Genomic DNA, 21,792 nt, shown 5'->3' on the forward strand with positions numbered 1-21,792 from the left:
TCTCCCTTTCACAGAACTTCTACTCGTGGCTCACGCCGGAGAATTCGAGACGGATACTACGCCCGGACCCGGTCCTCCGACATTGCAGCGTCCAGCTTGGACTGAGCGGCGCCCAACTCTCGCAGCAGCGCCTTGGACTTGCCCCACAACTTCTTCGCCAGCAGAGCGAGGACCAGGAGCCACACCGCCACCACCGCAAGGAAGAGCAAGAGCCAGTACATACCAAGGAGCCTAGCCGGTTCCCGGGCACCGCCCACGTCGCCCGGGGCGTCCCGCCCGACAACGGTGTCGGAACGTGATGGTAAAACCAGGTGTCCGGCAGGCAGGTGAGGGGACGGAATGCGGCAGATCGGGGTCGAGGAGCGGCGGGCACGGATCGGGCGCCGGCACCGGCTGGCAGCGTCCAGCCAGGCGGCCGACGCGGCGGAGGCGGCTGCGGCGATGGTCGCGTTGCACGCCACGGATCCGGCCACCGTGCACCTGTCCGTCGCCGCCAGAGTGCCTGGCAGTGACGTTGCCGCTACAGAGCGCGCCTTGTACGACGAGCGCTCGCTGATCCGGATGCTCGGGATGCGCCGGACCGTGTTCGTCGTACCGACCTCGTTCGGGCCCATCGTTCAAGCGGCCTGTGCGGACGACATCGCGGTCAAACAGCGCAAACTGCTGGTCAAACACCTCACCGAGGCCGGAGTGGCCGGTGACGCGGAGTCCTGCGGCACGTGGCTGCGAGCGGTCGAGGAGTCCACTGCGACCGCTTTGGCACTGCGTGGTTCAGCCACCGCTCAGGAGCTGTCAGCGGACGAGCCGCGGCTGCGGACCCGGCTCAGCATGGCCGAGGGCAAGGCGTATGCCGCTGCGCCGTACGTGACCAGTCGGGTGCTGTTCCAGCTGGCCGTCGAGGGCCGGATCGTCCGTGGCCGACCACTCGGCACCTGGCTGAGCAGCCAGCACCAGTGGTCTCCTGCGGAGGACTGGCTGGCCGGTGGGCTGGGTGACAAGCCGGTGGCTGAGGAGGCGCGAGTAGCACTGGCACGAGCGTGGCTGACGTCGTTCGGGCCTGGGACGGCTGCTGACCTGCAGTGGTGGGCTGGCTGGACAGGCGGTCAGACCAAGAAGGCCCTGGCTGCGGTGGAGGCAGTGGCGGTCGATCTGGACGGCCAGGTCGGCTATGTCCTGCCTGGTGACGAGGAGCCTGAGGTCCCGGTCGAGCCGTGGGTGGCGTTCCTGCCTGCGCTCGACCCGACGCCGATGGGCTGGAAGGACCGCGGCTGGTACCTCGGTGCGCACAAGGCGAGGCTCTTCGACACCACCGGCAACATCGGGCCGACAGTCTGGGCGGACGGTCGGATCATCGGCGGCTGGGGTCAGCCGGAGTCCGGTGAGGTGCGTTTCCAGCTCCTCGAGGACGTCGGCGACGAGACCGAGGCACTGGTCGAGGCGGAGGCGGCCCGGTGGACCACTTGGCTGGCCGGAGTCCGTGTGACACCGCGTTTCCGGGTCCCCCTGGAGCGACAGCTCAGCCAGGGCTAGACGTCGTACGCCGACAGTGCTTCGCGGGCCGTCTCGGCGATCTGACTGCTCAGGTCGGGCGGATCGAGCACAGTCGCCGCACCGCCGAGTCGAAGCACCAGACGCTGCAACCAGGCGATGTCGGCGACCCGGAGCTTGACGACGAGTGAGCCTTCGGGGCCCTCCTCGACCGACTCGTTCGGGTAGTACTCCGCGACCCAGCGGGCCGGGGGCGCGAGCCGGATCGTGGCCAGCAGGTCACGCTCGGACGGCTGGAACATCCCGTTCGACAGGTCGCGCGGAGTCGCCTCCGGCGGCGGCTCACTCGGCAGGTCGAGCAGTTTGACGGCAGCGATCCGGTCCAGCCGGAACAGCCGGACGTCCTCGGCCAGCCGGCACCACGCCTCCAGGTAGCTGCGCCCGTCGGAGACGACCAGCCGCATCGGGTCCACATCTCGCTCAGTGGTCTCGTCCCGCGACGGTACGTCGTACGTGAGGTGCAGGCGGCGCTTCCCGGCCAGGCCGCGATTCACCGTCTCAGCGATCTCCGGTGCGGCCGGCTCGACGTGCACATGCGCGGCAGAGCCCTCGTGGGCCGCCGCAGCCTCACCAGCGGCACGCTCCAGCTTGGCGATCGCCCGGTCGACCGCATCCCGGTCCTGACCGGCAGTCACCTCGCGCAGCGTGCGCAATGCGGTCAGCAGTGCGAGCGCCTCGTCGGCTGCCAGCCGCAGCGGCCGTGCCAGGTAGTCGGCGTTGTTGATGTGGATGACGCCTTCGCCCTCGGCGGACTCGATGTCGATCTCGATCAGATCGCCCATCTGCGCACCGGGCAGACCGCAGAACCACAACACCTTCAGGTCCGCGAGGATCTGCTTCGGCCGGACGCCGAACTCCTTCGCGACGTCGTCGACGCGGGCTCCGTCGTTCTCCCGCAGGTACGGCACGAGGGCGAGCAGGCGCTGCACCTGATCACGTGCGTTAGACACCGGCCACCGTCCGGAGTCTCCACAGCACACCGTCCAGCACGTCACCAGGGCCCTCGACCACGGCATCCGGACCGTACGACGCGATCTCCTCGGCCAGTACGGCAGAGTCGGCGTACGGGACGTGGAGCAGGTCCCAGCCCTCTTCGTACGGCTCGATGGCGTTGGCGCGGCGGCGCAGGCTCACACAGGAACCGGTGCGCGCCCGGACCTTCGCCTCCGACGTCGGACGCGGCGGAGCGAGCTCTGCGACGAGAGACCGCAGATCGGTGCCCTCTGGGACTGTGAACGCCCCTGCGTCGCCGACCGTCTTCACGTCGCCGCCGATGCGCGACAGCCGGAACATGCGGGTCGCCTCGCGATCACGGTCGCGACCAACGACGTACCAACGGCCGTGCCAGGACACGATGCCCCAAGGCTCCAGCGTCCGTGTCATGGCCTCGGTAGCGCCACTGCGCAGGAACTGGAACCGCACTGCGGTCCGACTGACTACAGCCGCCCAGACGGTGTCGAAGGCAGGCTCCGACGCCCCGACATGCGGCTCAATCGCGCTCAGTGCGGACTGGTCGGTCTGAATGCCGGCTGCCTTCAGCTTGAGCACGGCCGAGGTGGTGGCCTCGGACAGCCCCGCGTGCTGCCAGACCCGCGCGGCAACGCCCAGTACGGCGGCCTCGTCCGGCTCCAGCTGCACTTCGGGCAGCTCGAAGACATCCCGGCGGATCCGGTAGCCGACGTCGTCGGAGAAGAACTTGTCGATCGTGCCCATCTCGATCGGGATGCCGAGGTCGCGCAGCTCGTCCTTGTCCCGCTCGAACATCTTCTCGAAGGCGTCGTCGGTCTGGCCCGCGTACCCCTCGACGGCCTCGCGGATGCGCTCCTTGGTCACGTACGTGCGCGCGACAAGCAAGCAGATGACCACGTTGAGCAGTCGCTCACTCTTCCGCGCCGACACCCGTCCACCTTACGGCCTCACAGCGTCAAACCACGCCTCCCCCACCGAACAGGTGTTCGGACGGACTAAGGTCGCCGTGTGATTCGGTGGCGTAGTGGTGTGGTGACGCAGGTCGGGCGAAGCTGGGCTGGCGCGGTCGAAGTGACCGCACTGGTGGGTGAGCAGCCGGTGCGCGCGCTGGCCTACCCAGACCTGGTCGGTACGCCGGTCGCGGGTGACCGCGTGCTGCTGAACGTCGGTGCGCTCGACAAGGGCCTCGGGACCGGCGGCTACGCCCTGGTGGTGGCTCTGCCGGACCGCCTCCCGGAGGACCCGCCAGAGGGCGGCCATCTGGTGAAGGCGCGCTACACACCGCTGCAGGCGATGGTCATGGGCGCGGACGACCAGGAGTCACCGGACCACGACGTACTGCGAGATGCGGACGACCTGTTCGGTACGCCGGTAGTCGTGGCGGACCTGCACTCCGCACTGCCCGCCGTACTGGCTGGGATCTACGAGGCGCGGCCGAACACTCGGGTCGTCTACGTGATGACAGACGGTGGAGCGCTGCCGATCGCGTTCTCGCGGACTGTGGCCGCACTGCGCGAGAGTGGCTGGCTGAGCGGCACTGTGACGGTCGGGCAGGCGTACGGCGGTGATCGGGAGGCGGTGACGGTTCACACCGGGCTGCTGACCGCAGTGCACGTGATGGCGGCGGAGGTCGTCGTACTGACGCAGGGGCCGGGCAACCTGGGGACTGGGACGCGCTGGGGGTTCAGCGGGGTGCAGTCCGGTGAGGCGGTCAACGCGGTCGAGACCCTCGGTGGGCGGGCTGTGGCGTCGCTGCGGATCTCCGAGGCCGATCCGCGGCCGCGGCATCGCGGGATCTCGCATCACAGCCTCACCGCGTACGGCCGGGTCGCACAGCAGCCGGCGGACGTCGTCGTACCGGATCTGGACGGTGACTTCGGCGATGCGGTCCGTGACGCCGCCGAACCCCTCAAGGCTCGGCACCGCGTCGTACGGATCGGTGTGGACGGTCTGTACGACGCCATGCAGGCCGCACCGGTCAAGCTGTCCACCATGGGCCGCTCACTCGACGAGGACCGCGCGTACTTCGAAGCCGCGGCCGCTGCGGGCCGTCACGCGGCCGGACTGGTGGACATACCCCCACTGGGAGTGTGGTCTCAGAACTCCTGAGTGCGAGGCCGCTCTGCGTCAGCCTGGAAGCATGACAGTTCTCGTACGCCCCCAAGCACCGCTGACCGCGCGGTGGGCCACTCTGCTGTGGCTGCTCGCGGTCGTCGCCGGAGTGGCGGAGTCCGTCGTCGGAGTAATCGGTGCGGTCCGTGACGACGTCCCGATGGGTAGCATCGCGGCCCAGATCGCCATCCGCGCCCTGGTGTACGGCGGCCTGTTCGTCGTCATCGAGCGCTACTTCCAGCACGGCGTCAGGTGGTCCCGCTACCTGCTAGCGGGCCTACTAGGCACCGTCGGCACCGCCTCACTCGTCATCGGCCCGATCGGCTGGCTACTCGACCATGACCTCGGCAGCATCGATTGGAGCGCACAGTTCGTGCTGACCGCGCTGCTGCGCAGTGTGCACCTCACCGCAGTCATCACTGCTCTCGTGCTGACCTTTCACCCCGAAACCAACCGCTGGTTCCGTCGCAACGCAAAGACCGCCTGACCACGTCGATGGTCAGGCGGTCTGCGGCAAGAACTACTGGCCCTGCTGCTTCGGGGCCGGGAAGGCGTTCAGGATGTCGATGACCGCGAACGCGTTCACCGCCTTGCCCTTGGCGTCCTTGGTCGGCGGGAGCTCGACCAGCACGCGGCTGCCGATCGGGATGCCGGCGATACCGTCCAGGGCACCCTTCTGACCACCCGGGCCGGGGCCGACCTGGAGCTGGTCCGTCGGCGCGCCCGGCTGGGCCGGACCGGTCTGGCTGGCGGGCTGGCCGTCCCAGGTGCTGGCCTGCTTCTTGCCGGTGTAGTCGAAGACGACGTAGCGGCCGATCAGCTGGCTGCCCGCTGCGACCGGCTTGCCCTTGCCGAGCGCGATCACGACCGGCTTGCCCGGCTTCGCCGGCGGCTTGGTGCCGGCCGGAACGGTGACCTTCGGCTCACCGTTCAGCTCGCCGGTGACCTTGATCTTGGAGTTCGCCGAGGTGGCCGGCTCCGCGTCCAGCTTGGTGTCGTTGGCGGCCGCGCCGACCAGGTCGACGACGAAGATCAGCGTGTCGTCACCCTTGATGCCGGCCTGCTCGTTGCCCTTCTCCTTGTAGCCCTTGTCGGACGGGATGGAGAGCATCACGCGGCTGCCGATCTTCTTGCCGACCAGCCCTTCGTCCCAGCCGCCGATGACGCCGCCGACGCCGATCGGGAACGACGACGGCGCACCGCGGTCGTAGGAGTTGTCGAAGACCTTGCCGTCGCGCCAGATCTGGCCGAGGTAGTTCGCGGTGAGCAGCTCACCCTTCTTCACCTCGGGACCGTCGCCCTCCTTGAGGACCTCGGTCACCAGGGCCTTGTCCGGCTCACCCTCGCGGTGCGTGATGGTCGGCTTCTGACCGAAGTCCGACGTCACCTTGATCCCACCGGCTCCGAACTCGGACTTCTTGTCGGAACCGCAGGCCGCCATCGAGGCCCCCAGGGCCACGACTGCAACCAGACTCAGCAACTTGCGCACGAACCAGCACCTCGAAACATCCCGGCGCGGTCTGCGCCATTCGATCGACGGGCAACAACGCGGACCACCCTAGCCTGCACACGCAACCACGCCAGCGGCCACCTGCGTCACCGTTAGGTCACACCACGTACAGTCACGCCGCTCAGAAGGCCATGGCGTTGTGGGGAGCCCGATCCGGCCGCAACAACGCGTCAAGCCGAGTCAGCGCTCCAGATGTGTGCTCTGTCATCCGTCCGGCGTCGCGGAACTCACTGGCGCGGACTCCGCCTAGATACAGCGATCCCAGTTCGTTGACGGTCAGACTGACGTCCGCGCTCGCCCCGGGCGCCGCCGTACAGGCTGCTCCGTCGGGAGACGCGTCCAGGCGCCAGGCGACGCCGTCCACCTCTAGAACGAGCGCATCGGTTGCTGCGTAGGTGCGCGCCTCCAGTGCACGTTGTACGTCGAGGATGTTGAGCCAGAGGTTGTCACGCGTTCGGGCAAGCTTGAGTGCCCGAGGATTCGCCAGCATCCAGCGCAGTGGCTCGTCTACTGGTCGCCGTGCTGCGACTACGCGTTTAGTGAGGTCGAAGTCGAGCAGTAGGCCCCACAGTGCGCGATAGGCATCGACGGTGAGTGCCTCAAGGGACGCCACGGCCAGTACGCCGGCGTCGGCTGGGTCCGGCGCCCACGGCACCTTGAAGATCGCTGCGCCGTCCACCTCGCCTGCAGCGTTGCGGTGCACGAGGTGGTGTGCCGGTCCGGAGCCGTCGGCCGGCAGTGCGCCCGCAGCGAGCCCGTCCCACCTGCCTGGCAGCGGACTGATCTCCCCGACCCGCTGTGCCCGCACCTGCCCGTGCAGAACCGGCCAAATCGCCGCAGCGGTCGCACCGTCTACCAGATCAAGCGTGCCGGGGTCGGTGAACGGAGTACGGAACGCAGCGTCGGTACGGCGAACCTCCCACCGGTGCTGGAATGTCGCCGTACCGAACCCGTAGCGGCCGTAGATCGTGCCCTCACTCGCATGGAGGCCCGCCAAGAACTCACCGCGTTCGCGGCAGTCGGCCAGTAGCGCGCCCATCATCTGCCGCAGCAGACCGCGCCGCCGGTACGTCGGGAGCACGCCCGACCATGTGACTCCGCCCATCGGTACCTGCCGGCCGCCGGGCAGGGTGATGTCCACCGACACGATCGCGGAGCCGCCCGCCAACTTGCCGTCCACGAAGGCGGCCTGCGGACGGAACCGGTCGGTCAGCAGACCAGCGGCGGCCTGCTCCAGCCGCTCGGCCGTGGGCTGCACGAGTGGCGGGAAGGCAGCGCGACCGGTGTACCAAGCGACCGGCTCGGGCTCCTCCTGCGGGAAGCCGCTCACCCACGGCATCACCCGCATGTACTCCAGGGCCTCGCCCTGGGTGATCGGCCGGATCTCGATGGTCATCTCACCTTTATAGGCAGCCGAGACCGGCCTCGCACTCGACTTGCCCCTTCGGGCCGTTCAGAAGCCCACTGCGTTGTGCGGTGCGCGGTCCAGCTGCAGCAGCGCATCAAGCCGGGACACTGCGCCGGCGGTGTGCTCTGCGATCCGCCCGGCACCGCGGAACTCGCTGGCGCGGACTCCGCCCAGGTACAGCGATCCCAGTTCGCTGACGGTCAGACTGACGTCCGCGCTCGCCCCGGGCGCCGCCGTACAGGCTGCTCCGTCTGGAGACGCGTCGAGGCGCCAGGTGACGCCATCGATCTCCAGAACGACCGCATCGGCTGCTGCGTAGGTGCGGGCTTCGAGTGCACGTTGTACGTCGAGGATGTTGAGCCAGAGGTTGTCACGCGTCCGGGCAAACTTGAGTGCCCGAGGATTCGCCAGCATCCAGCGCAGTGGCTCATCCACTGGTCGCCGCGCCGCCACCACTCGTTTGGTGAGGTCGAAATCGAGCAGTAAGCCCCAGAGCGCCCGGTGCGCATCGTGGTTGAGCGCCTCGAAGGCGTCGACCTGCAGCTCGCCTGCATAGTCCGGATCCGGCGACCAGGGCAGCCGGAAGATCGCTGCGCCGTCCACTTGGCCGCCAGCGTCGCGGTGGATGAGGTGGTGCGCCGGTCCGCGGCCATCTGCCGGCAGTCCGCCGTCAGCGAGACCACTCCACTTCCCTGGCAGCGGGCTGACCTCACCAACCCGCACTGCCCGCACCTGCTCATGCAGCACCGGCCAAATCGCCGCAGCGGTCGCGCCGTCCACCAGGTCAAGCCCGCCTGGGTCGGTGAACGGCGTACGGAACTCAGCGTCGGTACGGCGAACCTCCCACCGGTGCTGGAAGGTCGCCGGAGCGAACCCGTACCGCCCGTAGATCGTCGCCTCGCTGGCACTCAACCCAGCCAGGAACTCACCGCGCTCCCGGCAGTCGTCCAGCATCGCGGCCATGACCTTCCGGAGCAGACCGCGCCGCCGGTACGTCGGGAGCACGCCCGTCGACGTGACTCCGCCCATCGGGACCTGCCGACCGCCGGGCAAGGTGAGCTCCACCGACACGATCGCGGAACCACCGGCGATCTTGCCGTCCACGAACGCCGCCTGCGGGCGGAACCAGTCAGTCAGCAGCTCCTCGGCGTACCGGTCCAGCTGCTCGGGCGTTGCCTTGCGCTGCGGCGGGTTGGCCGCGCGACCGGCGTACCAGGCCGAGGGCTCGGGCTCCTCCTGCGGAAGGCCGTTCGCCCACGGCAGGACCCTTAAGTAGTCCTTGGCCTCGGCGCGGGTGATCGGCCGGATCTCGATCGTCATGCCCTCTTTCTAGAAGGCATGACGCGACCGGTCACCCGATTTAGCGACGGGCTACATGCTGGCGATGAGCTTCTCGACGCGCTCGTCGTGAGACTTGAAGGGGTCCTTGCAGAGGACAGTGCGCTGCGCCTGGTCGTTGAGCTTCAGGTGCACCCAGTCGACGGTGAAGTCGCGGCGGCGCTCCTGAGCCCGCTTGATGAACTCACCACGCAGCCGCGCCCGCGTGGTCTGCGGCGGCACCGACTTCGCCTCGAAGACCCGCAGGTCGTCGACCACCCGGGTCACCGCACCGCGACGCTCGAGCAGGTAGTAGAGCCCGCGCGGCCGGTGGATGTCGTGGTACGCCAGGTCGAGCTGGGCGACCCGCGGGCTGGCCAGGCCGAGGTTGTTCTGCTGGCGGTAGCGCTCGATCAACCGGTACTTGATCACCCAGTCGATCTCGCGCTCGATCCCGGACAGGTCGCCGGACTCGATCGCCTTCAGGCAGCGCTCCCACAGGTTCAGCGCGCGTTCGACAGCCGGCGTACCGAGCTCGCGGCGGTCGACGAAATCGCGCGCCTTCGACAGGTACTCCCCCTGGATGTCCAGGGCGCTGGCCTCGCGGCCGTTGGCCAGCCGGACCTCGCGGCGGCCGGTCATGTCGTGGCTGATCTCCCGGATCGCCCGAATCGGGTTGTCCAGCGTCAGGTCGCGCATCACGATGCCGGCCTCGATCATCCGCAGGACGAGATCGGTGCTGGCCACCTTCAGCAGCATCGTCGTCTCGGACATGTTCGAGTCGCCGACGATCACATGCAGCCGGCGGAACCGCTCGGCATCCGCATGCGGCTCGTCCCGCGTGTTGATGATCGGCCGGGACCGCGTCGTCGCACTGGAGACGCCCTCCCAGATGTGCTCGGCCCGCTGGCTGACGCTGTACACCGCGCCACGCGGCGTCTGCAGCACCTTGCCGGCCCCGCAGATCAGCTGCCGGGTGACGAGGAACGGAATCAGCACATCCGCCAGCTTGGCGAAGTCGCCGTGCCGGCTGACCAGGTAGTTCTCGTGGCAGCCGTAGCTGTTCCCGGCCGAGTCGGTGTTGTTCTTGAACAGGTAGACGTCACCGAAGATGCCCTCATCGTGCAGCCGCTTCTGCGCGTCGACCAGCAGCCCTTCGAGAATCCGCTCACCGGCCTTGTCGTGCGCGATCAGGTCGGTGACCGAGTCGCACTCGCCGGTCGCGTACTCCGGGTGGGAGCCCACGTCGAGGTAGAGGCGTGCCCCGTTGCGGAGAAACACGTTACTGCTCCGCCCCCAGGACACAACCCGCCGAAACAGGTACCGCGCCACCTCGTCGGGAGTCAGTCGGCGCTGACCGCGAAAGGTACACGTGACGCCGTACTCGTTCTCCAGTCCGAAGATTCGCCGGTTCACATCCACCACACTACGTCCCGCCTCCGACAACCGTGCGCTGTCTCAGGCGCGCCGCCGTACGGCGTTATCCCTTTGTGGTCTCTTCAGGGCCGGCCCGGCACCCACGGATGCGACGGCAGGTTCGTCGCGTCGCCCAGTACGTCGAAGTAGCGCTGCTTGCTCCACTCCGTCCTATTGCCGATGACGAACAGCCGTCGCTTAGCCCGGCTCACCGCCACGTTGAGCAGGTTCGGCCGTTCGGCCGCCCAGCTTCGGGCACCGGCCCGGTCCCGGGCCGTCCCGAGGATCAGGATCACGACATCGGCTTCTTTGCCCTGTGCCGTGTGCACGGTGCCGACCCGGTCGAGGTTCAGCAGCCCTCGAACCGCCCGCTTCGCGCCGGTGACGACCTCTCTGAACGGGCTGATCACGAACACGTTCTGATTCAGGTCGATGTCGGTGGTCTCGGCGATCTTCCGCAGCACCTGGCACAGTGCCTGACCTTCGTCCGGAATCCAGTGCCCTTCGTTCGCGGTTCCGACCACGTCGATCCAGCAGCTTCCCGGCCGGTAGGCATACGGGGTACGGTCCGGCGTACCGAAGACCATCATGTCGTCATACGCGATCGCGTTGCTGATACCGAACATCGGCCGATCGCAGCGGCGATGCACTCGCAGCGGTGCCCCCACCCAGACTTCGTGGCTTCCGTCCGGCAGTTCGGCGGGAAGCGTCGTACCGAGGTTCATGCCGCGATCGGCGATCCGTTGCACCGAGGTGCGGCCGGGCGTCCACTCCTGGGAGACGCCGAACTCGGCACGGAGTGTCTGCTGGGCAGTCCAGGGCAGCGTGACCACGGGCTCGAGTTGCAGCGGATCGCCGACCACGACCGCTCGCTGCGCCCGCCACAGCGCGCCGACCGCCAGCTGGGGCGCAGCCTGGCCGGCTTCGTCGATGAACACCCACCCCAGGGCCTCTCGACCAAGGCCGTGGAACTGACGGTCCAGCGACGCGAACGTCGTGGACACGACCGGGACAACAAGAAACAGGCACTGCCAGGCAGCCAGTCGTTGTTCCTCCGGAAGGTCGTGTGGCGCCTGGCCGGAGACGACCTCCATCGCGGCTCGCAGGTTCGACTTCATCGTCGGCGCCATACAGCGGATCAACGCGTGGTGTAGTGCCAAAGCCGCCAGGAAGAGCTCGGTGCGGGCCACGCAGAACTCTTCGTCTGCCCACGGCGCCGACAGTTCTCGCAGGTCGTCGTCCTGCGACCACTCAGCGGTCGGCACAAACCCCGGCCACGCCTGGCGTGCCTCAGCGAGGACAGCATCCAGTCGACGCACAGTGTCGAGCGCGGCCGCCTGGCGCGCCCGGCAACCTGCAAGTTCATGCTCAACGGAGACCGCCGCGGAGCGCGCGTGCGACTCGACGGTCCGCGCCTGGACCAGCGCCGCCTCCGCGCCGTACGTCCGCTTCGCGAGCTCGGCATCCTCGCGATGCCAATCCCGGGCAGCTCTGCCGAAGGTTGCCAGAATGATCCAAAAGCCAGGACGTCGAGTCGTGTGCTCCTTGCGTCGCTCCGCCGCGCGCTCGAACTCGATGGACCGTTGCGACGAGGCAGCAGTCAGCGGCTCGAGCGCTGCACGTGCGCGGACGAGCCTCTCGCTCGCAGCGGACGTCGCGCGCTGGGACTCATCGGCAGTATGAACGGCTGCCTCGCGCCGGCTCCAGGCGTCAGCTGCGGCGACACGCTCGTCGCGGAGCCGCTCGACCCGCTCCTGCGCCGCGAGGAATGTCTGTTTCGCCTGCTTCCATACACCTGTCTGAGGAGTTGCGATCCACTCGTCGAGCTTGTCCTGCAGCGTCATTAGCGGCGGTCCGTCGGCTGTGCCGTACCAGAGCTTGTTCACGAACTCCTTGCGGTACTGCTTCTTCCCCAGCCGTGCAGCGATCAGGCCCCACGCGGGCTTGCCGTCCAGGAGTGCTGTGGCCTGATCGGCAAAGTAGTCGGCATCGGTCCGCCACTGCTCACCGAGACTCTTGCGCTCGGGGATTTCGATCGAGATGTTCTCGACCGCAGCGTTGTTGGCGGACGCGACGACCATCTCGAATCCCGTGAGCTCGGGGATCAGCCTGCGTACCCGGCGGCTGCGCTCGGCGGTCTGCCAGCGCACCTCGGAACCGAAGGCATCCGACGGGCGCCTGAGAGCGGCTAGCCTGCGTGCCCGTTCAACGATGCGGTCGGCAACGTTGTCCCGCAGCATCGTCGTCTTCCCGGTCCCAGGCGCACCATTGACCGCGAACAGCCCGCCACCGATCAGATCCGACCGGGTCGAGTTCACTGCGAACTGCTGACTGAGGGCCAGCGGCTCAGACGGCGACGACGGCCACCTCCCCAACGGTGTGCGTTGCGGATTCACTGCGTCGAGAACGATGTCGGGATGGCGACGGACGTCAACACGCCGGGCGCGATCCAGCGCCGCATCGGGTGTGAGGAACGTTGTCAAGGCCTCGCCGACGTCGCCGTCGCGGGCCGCGGAGGCGACTCTGGCCAGGTCTCGCAGGTAGAAGCTGTTCAGGAAGTCGTCCGTCACAGGCTCCTCGGCACGCTTCCGTGAGCGCAGGATGGTCCGCATCCGATGGCCGGTCGGCGTGAGCTCCTTCGTGACACCCCATCCAGCCGCGAGATCGTCCGCGAACTGGTGCAGGATCGAAGAGTCCATTCTGCGGGTGAGCGGTGACTCAACGGGCTCCTCGGTGCCGCCCTCATCGACCGGTGCCGGTTCGGGGCTGAGCGCGGCCAGCAGGTCGCGGACATCGCGCTCGTCGTCGTCGAAGCCCTCCAACCAACCCCGGTGTCCACCGCGCCGCAGTGCGCGGCCGGTTGCCCACCCGCACGTAGAGACCACCAGGGTGCCCGGGAGAAGTTTGCCCTCATCGGTCACCATGACCGCGAAGAGCGCCGTGGTGCCCCGGATCCTGCCGTCGAAGTCCTCGCCCGTCGCACCGAAAACCTGCGCCACGACATCACGGACCGCGGTCAGCTCGAACAGTCCGCCGTACACGATGTGGACTCTGACCAGGTCAGGACCGATCGTCCGACGCCGCTCCGGATGCCCGTTCTCCCAGGGCGCCAGGGCGCCACGGGCGACGTCGTACACGCGCTCGTTGACGTCGGCCCTCGGAACGGCCTGCGGACTGAACAGTTCGACCGCGCGGTAGTACTCGAGCAATCTTGCCTGTCGGGCTCGCTCGCCGCTCATTCCCCTCCAGCTCTCAGCATCGTCCGCGTCCATTCTCGTGGACGCCGGGTCCCGTGTGGGGCTCTGCGTGAGTCGCTGTGGATAACTCGAACGGCGAGGCTCAGAGGTCGACGATGTCGAGGAGTTGGCCGAGTTCCTTGGGGTCGAGTTCGCGGAGTTCGCCGGTGTGCAGGTTGCCGCGGCGGACCGGGCCGATCGCCGTCCGGGTCAGTCGCTTGACCGGGTGACCGATCGCGTCGAACATCCGGCGGACGATCCGGTTGCGGCCCTCGTGCAGGGTGATCTGGACGAGCGTGCGGCCGCGGATGCTGGACATTTCCTTGACGGTGTCCGCCTGGGCGGGACCGTCGTCGAGATTGACGCCGTCAAGGAGGCGGCGGAGGGTGCCCGGCTTCACGTTGCCTTCGACCTCGGCGACGTACGTCTTGGAGACCTCGTACGACGGGTGCGCGAGGCGGTGCGCGAACTCACCGTGGTTGGTGAGCAGCAAGAGTCCTTCGGTGTCAGTGTCGAGCCGGCCGATGTGGAACAGCCGTTCCGTCCGGTCCTGCACGTAGTCGGCGATACACGGGCGACCCTCGGGGTCGGACATCGTGGTGACCACGCCGCGCGGTTTGTTCAACACGAGGTAGGCGTGCGCACTCGTCGGCGGGATCCGCTCCCCGTCCACGCGAATAACCGAAACCGCCGGATCCACCCGCGTCCCGAACTCGGTCACCACGGCGCCATCCACCTCGACGCGCCCCTGCTCGATCAGAATCTCAGCATTCCGCCGACTGGCCACCCCAGCCTGAGCCAACGCCTTCTGCAGCCGGATCCCCTCGTCCTCACTCACCCCGCTCACGCAACTCTCCACCACTAGATACCGCGCCCGAGGACTCAATCTCCTCAGCCGTCTGGTCATACGGATACCACCGACTAGCCGCCTCACCAGCCCCGACCACGGAGTCGTCGGACTCCACCTGCTCGGTCGCGGGGGCGGCGTCGTCGTCTGCCTCGTCCGCCGAAACGTCCTCCGCGGACACGTCGGCTTCAACCGACTCGTGCTCGGGGCGCTCGTGCTCGAACGACTCGGCTGCGGACGCGTAGGACTCCACCTGCCCAGTCGCGAACGCGTCGTACTCGGACTCGCCGGACTCGACCTGCTCGGTCGCGTGGGCGGCGTACTCAGGCTCGCCTGCCTCGTCCGCCGTGACGTCGTCCCCCGGCTCCTCGGCCTGGACCGGATCGTGCTCGGGGCGCTCGTGCTCGGACGACTCGGTTGCGGACTCGTAGGACTCCACCTGCTCGGGCGTGGAGGCGTCGTACTCGGGCTCGACGGGCTCGGTCGCGGTGGCGGCGTACTCGGACTCGTCGTCTTCGTCGTCGTCTTCCGGGTCGGTCGGGGTGACGGCGGGTGGGGCCAGGTCGTTTTCGAGGGGGCCGCTCTCGTCTTCCTCGGGCTCGGTGGGTGTTGATTCCTCGGGGACAGGCGGGAGGGACTGGGCGGCGAGTTCGTCCTCGATGTCGTCCATGTCGGGGAGGTACGGCGCGAGTTCGGGCAGGTCGTCCAGCGACTGCATGCCCATGCGCTCGAGGAAGAACGAAGTGGTGCGGTAGAGCGTCGCCTGGGATTCGGTGTCGGCGCCGGCCTCTTCGACCAGCCCGCGTGCGATCAGCGTGCGCATGACGCCGTCGACGTTCACACCACGGATGGCGGAGACGCGAGCCCGGCTGACCGGCTGCTTGTAGGCGACGACGGACAGTGTCTCGAGAGCCGCTTGAGTGAGCCGCGCCTGCTGCCCGTCGAGCACGAACCGCTCCACGAACGCAGCCGCCTCCGGGCGCGTGTAGTACCGCCACCCACCACCGATCTCACGCAGGTCGAACCCACGCCCCTGTTCGGTGTACTCCCCCGACAACTCAGCCAGCGCCGCAGTCACATCCCCCGTCGGCCGCCCCACCGCCCGAGCCAACGTCAACACCGGCAACGGCTCATCCGTCACCATCAGAATCGCCTCGATAGCCCGCCGCATGGTGTCGTCATCGATCACCACCTCGTCCCCAACAGGCACCTCAGTCTGCCCCGGCGGCAAGTGATCCTCACCCCCCGGTACGTCGCCCTCTTCACCCCGTACGCCGTCCCTGTCGCCAGAAGCAGTGTCCGCCGTGGAGTCGTCGCCGTCCGAGGTGGTGTCCGCCGTGACGTCGTCCGCGGTGGTCGCGTCCTGGGAGGCGCTCCCGGTGGTGTCTACCGAGGCGTCGTCCGAGGATGCGTTCTCCTGCGACTCCGCGCCCGCGCCCGAGGTCTCGTCCACCGGCGCTTCGTCGTCATCCGAGGCGGTGTCGGCTGGCTCCGAGTCGACCGGTGGGGTGGACTCCGGGGCAGCGTCCGCGTCAGCCTCCGCGGCTGGGGTGGTGTCTGCTCCGGCGTCGACTGCCGAGGAGGCGTCGTCAGCCGAGGAGGTGTCGGCCGGCTCCGAGTCGACGGGTGCGGTGGGCTCGACGGGGGCGTCCACGCCCGAGTCGACCTCCGAGGGGGCGTCCACGTCGGAGTCGACCGCCGACGACGCGTCTACGGGGGTGGGGTTCTGGGGGTCGCGCTCGTCCGACGGGGCGGGGGTCGGGGTGGGGGGTTCGGTCACTGGGGCACCGTCTCGTGGGGTGGTTCGGGGTGGGTGGGGGCCTCAGGGTCTTCGGTGAGGGAGTCGCCGGGCTCCAGGAAGGAGTCCTCGTCGGTGACTGTGGGGGCTTCGCCGTCGTCGGAGGGCGGGAGGTTCTCTTCGTCGAACTCGTCGCTGACGGCGATCTCACCCTCGTCGGTTCCGGTCCAGCGGATGGTCAACTCACCTAGCGGGGTGACCTGGTCGAAGGAGACGTCGGCGGAACGGAAGAGCTCCAGCAGCGCAAGAAAACGGCAGACCGTGGTCACGGTGTCGGGCGAATCCGCGACCAGCATGCGGAACGTCGTACTGCGCTGACGGCGCAACCGGTCCACGATCACCAGCGCCTGCTCGCGAACCGTCACCGCGGGTGCGTGCAGGTGAGCGAGCGAAACACCCTCGGGGATGTTGTCCTTCGGCGCGAGCGCCTTCTGTGCCAGCAGCATCAACCCATTCGGATCGATACCAAGCAACACCTCAGGCAGCAGCTCGGCGAACCGCGGCTCAACCCCAACCGACCGCGGGAAGCTCTTCGCCTGCTGCGCCATCCGCTCCTGGACCAGCGCCGCGATCTGCTTGAACGCCCGATACTGCAACAGCCGTGCAAACAACAGATCCCGCGCCTCGAGCAGCGCCAGGTCCTCGTCGTCCTCGACCTCGCCCTTCGGCAGCAACCGCGCCGCCTTCAGGTCCAGCAGCGTCGCCGCGATCAGCAGGAACTCCGACGTCTGATCGAGATCCCACTCCGACCCCAGCGCCTTGATATGCGCGATGAAGTCGTCCGTGATCACCGACAGGGCGATCTCGGTGATGTCCAGCTTGTGCTTGCTGATCAGCTGCAGCAGCAGATCGAACGGACCGTCGAAGTTCACCAGGTGAACCTCAAAACTCTTGCCCTCGGCAACAGTCGGTACGGCGGCGTCGCCACCACCACCGATGTCCAAGGGCAGGGAGTCCGCCACGGTCACTCCGACGCCTTGAGCCGCCGTACCAGCACCGAGTCCGGTCCGTGGTCGACGAAGTCGGCCAGCAGGACGTCGATCGCCTCCCGGACGATCCGGCCGCGGTCCGCGCTGAGGCCGTGTTCGGCCCGCAGCGCCAGCCGCACCTGTTCCAGTCCGAGCAGCTCTTCTTCCGTCACGTACACGGTGATCTTCGTGTCGTGACGGATCCGTCCACTGGACTTCCGGTCGTCGGCGACCGCCGTGCGGGAACGCACGGAGCTCGACGCCGGTCCGTCAGTGGTGGTGCGCTTCTCGGGTCTGGTCTGCTGCGGTGCCGCACCCCCGAAGAGTTCACTGGCACCTGGCAGGCTCACCCGGCGGGACAACGCGCCAGCACCTCCTTGGCAAGATCGCGGTACTGCGTGGCCGCGGACGAGGACGGGGCGTACGTCGTGATCGGTTCGCCGACGACCGTGGTCTCGGGGAACTTCACGGTACGCCGGATGACGGTGTGGAAAACGCGCTCGTCGAAGGCCTGGACGACGCGGTCGAGCACCTCACGCGCGTGCGTGGTGCGCCCGTCGAACATGGTGCCGAGGATGCCGACGATCTCCAGCTTCGGGTTCAGCCGGTCCTGCACCTTGCCGATCGTGTCGGTCAGCATGGCCAGGCCGCGGAGCGCGAAGAACTCGCACTCGAGCGGTACGACGATGCCGTTCGACGCGGTCAGCGCGTTCACCGTGAGCAGACCGAGCGACGGTGCGCAGTCGATCAGGATCACGTCGTAGTTGGGGATGATCGGCTCGAGGACGCGCTGCAGCGTGTACTCCCGGGCGACCTCCTGGACCAGCTGCACCTCGGCCGCGGACAGGTCGATGTTGGCCGGCAGCAGGTCGAGGTTCTCGACCCGGGTCGGCTGGATGACCTCGGCGGGTGTGATGTCGCGCTGCATCAGCAGGTTGTAGACCGACAGCTCCAGGTCGTGCGGCTGCACGCCGAGGCCGATCGAGGCCGAGCCCTGCGGGTCGAAGTCGATCAGCAAGACCTTGCGGCCGGTCTCGGCGATCGCGGCGCCGAGGTTGATCGTGGTCGTGGTCTTGCCCACGCCACCCTTCTGGTTGCACATCGCGATCACCTGCGCCGGACCGGTCTTGGTCGGCGGCAGGGGCTCCGGCAGGTCCGGCATCGGACGGCCGGTCGGCCCGATCTTCCTCGGGCCGCTGGGATCGCTCACAGGTGCAAGGTCCTCCGCGGTGAGCTTGGCCGTCGGCCTCGGCATCGCCGCATAGTTCTCGGGTGGGGTCAGGGTGCGCTGGGGCGGCGCGCTGGGTTCGGCAGGCGTCGCCGCCGGCCGAGACAGTTCGGTGCCGTGCTGTTCGGTACCGTGCTGGGCGCCGGCGTACTGCTCGAGATCATGCTGCTCGGTGCCCGGGAATGTCGACTCGTTCATGACTCGCCAAACCTTTCAACCGATACGGGCGACGCCTGCGACTGTAAGCGTGCATTCAAGCACTCTCAAGCGGCCACTCCGCACCCGGGTCGAGCGGTTTCCGGTCGGCATTCCACGGTAGGCCGATCACCCTGTTGCGGTGACCGACCGTGAGCAGATCATTGCACACCGTTCCGATCTGCTGTGCACCGGGGTCCACCCTACGACAGAGCCCTCAGGAGAGGGCCCGCGGATGCGAGGTCGCATAGACCTCGCGCAGCTTGTCAACGGTGACGAGCGTGTAGACCTGCGTGGTGGTCACCGACGCGTGGCCGAGCAGCTCCTGCACCACTCGTACGTCGGCTCCCCCGTCCAGCAGGTGGGTCGCGAACGAGTGCCGCAGCGTGTGCGGGGAGATCTCCTTCGCGATCCCAGCCCGCTGCGCCGCACGCCGCAGTACCGTCCAGGCACTCTGCCGCGAGAGCCGACCACCGCGCGCATTCAGGAACAATGCGTGCGTACCGCGACCCCGTGCGACCAGATCTGGCCGCCCGCGCACCTGGTACGCCGACAGTGCGTTCAGCGCGTAGCTGCCGACTGGGACGACCCGCTCCTTGCTGCCCTTACCGCGCAGCAGCACTGCACCGACTTCCAAGTCGATGTCGTCCACATCCAGCCCCACGGCCTCAGAGATACGCGCACCGGTGCCATAGAGGAACTCGAGCAGCGCAGCGTCCCGAGTAGCCAGTACGGCGGGCTCCGCCTCCGCACCAGCCGCGGCAGCCAGAATCCTGGTCACCTCGTCCACGGAGAGTGCTTTCGGCAACCGCTGTGGCGGTGCCGGCGGTTTCACGGCAGCGGCCGGGTCGACCGCAGTCAGCCCTTCACGTAGGCAGAACTTGTGGAAACCGCGCACTGCGACGACTGTGCGCCCCGCACTGGACGCAGTGAGTGGCGGATGGTCCTCATCGCCCTCACGCAACCGCATCAAGAAATCACTGACAACAGCCTCGGTGACTCGACCGAGCTCCGTGATCCCGGTCGAGGCGAGGTATCCGTCGTACCGGCGCAAGTCACGCCGGTACGACGCCAGGGTGTTCGCGGCGAGGCCGCGTTCGACCGTCAAGTGGTCGAGGTAAGCACCAACCGCCCGGCTGATGCTCAGACCAGGACCTCGTCCAGCTTGAGCTGGGAGATGTCGTGGGCGTCCGCAACCGGGCCGTAGGTGACGTGGCCGTCGTAGGTGTTCAGGCCGAGCGCCAGGCTGTGGTCCTGCTTCAGCGCCTCCCGCCAGCCGAGGTTGGCCAGCTCGATCGCGTACGGCAGCGTCACGTTGGTGAGCGCGTACGTCGACGTGTTCGGCACCGCGCCGGGCATGTTGGCGACGCAGTAGAACAGCGAGTTGTGCACCTGGTAGACCGGGTCCGCGTGGGTGGTCGGACGCGAGTCCTCGAAGCAGCCGCCCTGGTCGATCGCGATGTCGACGAGCACACTGCCCGGCTTCATCCGGCTGACCAGCTCGTTGTCGATCAGCTTCGGCGCCTTCGCACCGGGGACCAGCACCGCGCCGATGACGAGGTCTGCCTCCAGGGCCGCGCGCTCGATCTCGTAGGCGTTCGAGGCGATCGTCAGCAGGTGCCCCTGGTAGATCTGGTCGGCCTGGCGGAGCCGCGCGATGTTGCGGTCGAACAGCTGGACCTGGGCCTGCATCCCGAGCGCGATCGCGGCCGCGTTCATCCCGGAGACACCGGCACCCAGGATGACCACGCGGGCCGGGTGCGTACCGGAGACGCCGCCGAGCAGAACACCACGCCCACCACCGCTGCGCATCAGGTGGTAAGCGCCGGACTGCGGTGCGAGCCGACCGGCGACCTCGCTCATCGGGGCCAGCAGCGGCAGCGAGCCGTCCGGCAGCTGAACCGTCTCGTAGGCGATACCGGTGACACCGGCGGTCAGCAGCGCGTCGGTGCACTCCTGACTGGCCGCGAGGTGCAGGTACGTGAACAGCACCTGGCCCCTGCGCATCCGGTGGTACTCCTCGGCGACCGGCTCCTTGACCTTCAGCACCAGGTCCGCTTCGCCCCACACCTCGTCGGCGGTGGGCACGATCCGCGCCCCGGCCGTGACGAACTCCTCGTCGGGGATCAGCGATCCGCTCCCCGCGTTCTGCTCGATCAGAACCTCGTGCCCGTGGCGCACGAACTCGTGCACACCGGACGGCGTGATGGCCACCCGGTACTCGTGGTTCTTGACTTCCTTCGGAACTCCGACCTTCACTGCTTGCCCTTCTTTCCTTCCAGGAGGACGGCGCACATCGTTGTGACCGCGGCCCGGCGGTGAGCGGATGATGCCAGGTCGCTGCCGAGTGTATGCCTGCCCAGGCCATACCACCTGACCGGTTGGTCTGATCTTCATGTAACTCGTAAGTAGGGTGCCCGAATGGACAGCGAGGAGCTTCTCCCCGGCGGCAACGTGAGCGGAGCAGTCCGCATCGGCACCACAGTTCGCCGCACCACCGGACCCTGGACTCCGGCTGTGCACGCACTGTTGCGTCACCTCGCCGACACCGACCTGACCGGCGTACCGCGGGTGCACGGCCTCGACGACAAGGGCCGCGAGATCCTCGACTTCCTTCCGGGTACGGCGTACGGCCCGGAGGTCCCGGACGACGTACTGGTCGATGCGATGCGTTGGCTCGCGCAGTACCACCGCGTAGTCGCGTCGTACCGGCCTGTTGGTCCGGTGGTGTGGCGAGCCGGTACGGCGGCGCTCGCGGCCGGCGAGATCATCTGCATGCACGACTACGGGTACTACAACTGGATCGGCACGTCTGAGGGTTTCAGCGGAGTCATCGACTGGGATCTGGCCGGTCCGGGGGTACCGCTCGACGATCTCGGCTTCACGGCGTGGAACACGGCTCCACTCGCCGTAGCGATGGACCCGGCGTACCAGGCTCGTCGACTGCGGCTGATGGCGGATGCGTACGGCGGTGGGGTCACAGCGCTCGAGATTTTGGAGCGTGCGCTGGTTAGCGCGCAGCGGTCGGCGCGGGTGATTCGGGCGGGGCAGGTGGCTGGTGACGCGGGCATGGTGAATCTGGCGAAGGTGGGTGAGCCGGGGCGCACCGAGGCGCGACTACCGGGGCTGGTAGCACGCGTCACGCAGGTGGCCAGTCACCTTTGACGTGACAACCATCATTGACGTGACCACCGTGCCATCAGAGATGCTTCTCCTTGCAAGTACCGCCCGACCGCCCCG

At 68.0% G+C, this 21,792-nt stretch carries 19 protein-coding genes; 4 read left to right on the forward strand and 15 right to left on the reverse strand.

All coding sequences use genetic code 11. The annotated features are described in order from the left end of the window. Positions 1-56 precede the first annotated feature (56 nt). On the reverse strand, positions 57-221 hold the full coding sequence (locus tag ACFTSF_RS25610) for a hypothetical protein (protein ID WP_165952621.1): 165 nt from the start codon (positions 219-221) through the stop codon (positions 57-59). Positions 222-339: 118 nt separating this feature from the next. Here ACFTSF_RS25610 and ACFTSF_RS25615 point away from each other — a divergent pair, with 118 nt between their 5' ends. After that, positions 340-1,530 carry a winged helix DNA-binding domain-containing protein gene (locus tag ACFTSF_RS25615; RefSeq protein ID WP_380156187.1) on the forward strand — a complete coding sequence of 397 codons (1,191 nt, stop codon included), beginning with the start codon at positions 340-342 and terminating at the stop codon, positions 1,528-1,530. Here ACFTSF_RS25615 and ACFTSF_RS25620 read toward each other — a convergent pair. Both ACFTSF_RS25620 and ACFTSF_RS25625 read right to left on the reverse strand, forming a co-directional pair. Next, positions 1,527-2,498, reverse strand: a complete 972-nt coding sequence (locus tag ACFTSF_RS25620; protein ID WP_344154513.1) for a WYL domain-containing protein — start codon at positions 2,496-2,498, stop codon at positions 1,527-1,529. The two genes, ACFTSF_RS25615 and ACFTSF_RS25620, sit on opposite strands and share 4 nt — an antisense overlap. After that, positions 2,491-3,447 (reverse strand): helix-turn-helix transcriptional regulator, encoded by a 957-nt coding sequence (locus ACFTSF_RS25625; RefSeq protein ID WP_380156189.1) that lies wholly within the window; start codon positions 3,445-3,447, stop codon positions 2,491-2,493. Before ACFTSF_RS25625 ends, ACFTSF_RS25620 begins: the two co-directional genes overlap by 8 nt. 78 nt (positions 3,448-3,525) lie before the next feature. On the opposite strand from ACFTSF_RS25625, the gene ACFTSF_RS25630 reads away from it, so the two are divergent. Both ACFTSF_RS25630 and ACFTSF_RS25635 read left to right on the forward strand, forming a co-directional pair. Next, entirely contained in the window at positions 3,526-4,626 is a 1,101-nt protein-coding gene (locus tag ACFTSF_RS25630; RefSeq protein WP_380156191.1) for a DUF3866 family protein, read from the forward strand. Between the two features lie 31 nt (positions 4,627-4,657). Beyond that, positions 4,658-5,116 (forward strand): hypothetical protein, encoded by a 459-nt coding sequence (locus tag ACFTSF_RS25635; protein ID WP_380156193.1) that lies wholly within the window; start codon positions 4,658-4,660, stop codon positions 5,114-5,116. A 33-nt stretch (positions 5,117-5,149) separates the two neighbouring features. On the opposite strand, the gene ACFTSF_RS25640 is transcribed toward ACFTSF_RS25635, so the two are convergent. The 12 genes from ACFTSF_RS25640 to ald all read right to left on the reverse strand — a co-directional run bounded on the left by ACFTSF_RS25640 (position 5,150) and on the right by ald (position 20,811). Beyond that, entirely contained in the window at positions 5,150-6,118 is a 969-nt protein-coding gene (locus ACFTSF_RS25640) for an FKBP-type peptidyl-prolyl cis-trans isomerase (protein WP_344154502.1), read from the reverse strand. A 142-nt stretch (positions 6,119-6,260) separates the two neighbouring features. Beyond that, the gene (locus tag ACFTSF_RS25645; protein WP_380156195.1) at positions 6,261-7,535 is read right to left on the reverse strand and encodes a GNAT family N-acetyltransferase; all 1,275 of its coding nucleotides are present in this window, start codon (positions 7,533-7,535) and stop codon (positions 6,261-6,263) included. A gap of 57 nt (positions 7,536-7,592) precedes the next feature. Beyond that, entirely contained in the window at positions 7,593-8,867 is a 1,275-nt protein-coding gene (locus ACFTSF_RS25650) for a GNAT family N-acetyltransferase (protein WP_380156197.1), read from the reverse strand. A gap of 51 nt (positions 8,868-8,918) precedes the next feature. Continuing rightward, positions 8,919-10,280: a Pup--protein ligase gene (gene pafA / locus ACFTSF_RS25655; RefSeq protein ID WP_132409872.1), complete on the reverse strand. Its 1,362-nt coding sequence runs from the start codon at positions 10,278-10,280 to the stop codon at positions 8,919-8,921. 83 nt (positions 10,281-10,363) lie between these two features. Continuing rightward, positions 10,364-13,519, reverse strand: coding sequence for a DEAD/DEAH box helicase (locus ACFTSF_RS25660; RefSeq protein WP_380156200.1), 3,156 nt, complete (start codon positions 13,517-13,519; stop codon positions 10,364-10,366). A gap of 100 nt (positions 13,520-13,619) precedes the next feature. Then, positions 13,620-14,354, reverse strand: coding sequence for a pseudouridine synthase (locus tag ACFTSF_RS25665; protein WP_380156285.1), 735 nt, complete (start codon positions 14,352-14,354; stop codon positions 13,620-13,622). Continuing rightward, on the reverse strand, positions 14,347-16,143 hold the full coding sequence (scpB, locus tag ACFTSF_RS25670) for an SMC-Scp complex subunit ScpB (RefSeq protein WP_380156202.1): 1,797 nt from the start codon (positions 16,141-16,143) through the stop codon (positions 14,347-14,349). Before scpB ends, ACFTSF_RS25665 begins: the two co-directional genes overlap by 8 nt. Then, positions 16,140-17,123, reverse strand: coding sequence for a segregation and condensation protein A (locus ACFTSF_RS25675; protein WP_380156204.1), 984 nt, complete (start codon positions 17,121-17,123; stop codon positions 16,140-16,142). The genes scpB and ACFTSF_RS25675 overlap by 4 nt, the downstream gene beginning before the upstream one ends. A 2-nt stretch (positions 17,124-17,125) precedes the next feature. After that, positions 17,126-17,491 carry a hypothetical protein gene (locus ACFTSF_RS25680; protein ID WP_132407981.1) on the reverse strand — a complete coding sequence of 122 codons (366 nt, stop codon included), beginning with the start codon at positions 17,489-17,491 and terminating at the stop codon, positions 17,126-17,128. Next, a complete protein-coding gene (locus ACFTSF_RS25685; RefSeq protein WP_344155819.1) occupies positions 17,476-18,384 on the reverse strand; it encodes a ParA family protein in 909 nt (302 codons plus the stop codon). The genes ACFTSF_RS25680 and ACFTSF_RS25685 overlap by 16 nt, the downstream gene beginning before the upstream one ends. A 385-nt stretch (positions 18,385-18,769) precedes the next feature. Then, positions 18,770-19,699 (reverse strand): site-specific tyrosine recombinase XerD, encoded by a 930-nt coding sequence (xerD, locus tag ACFTSF_RS25690; protein WP_380156288.1) that lies wholly within the window; start codon positions 19,697-19,699, stop codon positions 18,770-18,772. Then, the gene (gene ald / locus ACFTSF_RS25695) at positions 19,696-20,811 is read right to left on the reverse strand and encodes an alanine dehydrogenase (protein WP_344154479.1); all 1,116 of its coding nucleotides are present in this window, start codon (positions 20,809-20,811) and stop codon (positions 19,696-19,698) included. The genes xerD and ald overlap by 4 nt, the downstream gene beginning before the upstream one ends. A gap of 162 nt (positions 20,812-20,973) precedes the next feature. Between ald and ACFTSF_RS25700 the strand changes: the two genes are divergently transcribed. After that, the gene (locus ACFTSF_RS25700) at positions 20,974-21,717 is read left to right on the forward strand and encodes an aminoglycoside phosphotransferase (protein ID WP_380156207.1); all 744 of its coding nucleotides are present in this window, start codon (positions 20,974-20,976) and stop codon (positions 21,715-21,717) included. Positions 21,718-21,792: the final 75 nt, after the last annotated feature.

It is taken from the genome of Kribbella sp. NPDC056951 (genome assembly GCF_042674205.1).
GTDB lineage: Bacteria > Actinomycetota > Actinomycetes > Propionibacteriales > Kribbellaceae > Kribbella > Kribbella yunnanensis.

Bases quoted from the DNA above. Each gene is read 5' to 3' on its own strand.
- ACFTSF_RS25610 (WP_165952621.1), bottom strand. From the start codon at position 221: ATGTACTGGCTCTTGCTCTTCCTTGCGGTGGTGGCGGTGTGGCTCCTG.
- ACFTSF_RS25615 (WP_380156187.1), top strand. From the start codon at position 340: ATGCGGCAGATCGGGGTCGAGGAGCGGCGGGCACGGATCGGGCGCCGG.
- ACFTSF_RS25635 (WP_380156193.1), top strand. From the start codon at position 4,658: ATGACAGTTCTCGTACGCCCCCAAGCACCGCTGACCGCGCGGTGGGCC.
- ACFTSF_RS25645 (WP_380156195.1), bottom strand. From the start codon at position 7,535: ATGACCATCGAGATCCGGCCGATCACCCAGGGCGAGGCCCTGGAGTAC.
- ACFTSF_RS25650 (WP_380156197.1), bottom strand. From the start codon at position 8,867: ATGACGATCGAGATCCGGCCGATCACCCGCGCCGAGGCCAAGGACTAC.
- ACFTSF_RS25660 (WP_380156200.1), bottom strand. From the start codon at position 13,519: ATGAGCGGCGAGCGAGCCCGACAGGCAAGATTGCTCGAGTACTACCGC.
- ACFTSF_RS25685 (WP_344155819.1), bottom strand. From the start codon at position 18,384: ATGCCGAGGCCGACGGCCAAGCTCACCGCGGAGGACCTTGCACCTGTG.
- ACFTSF_RS25700 (WP_380156207.1), top strand. From the start codon at position 20,974: ATGGACAGCGAGGAGCTTCTCCCCGGCGGCAACGTGAGCGGAGCAGTC.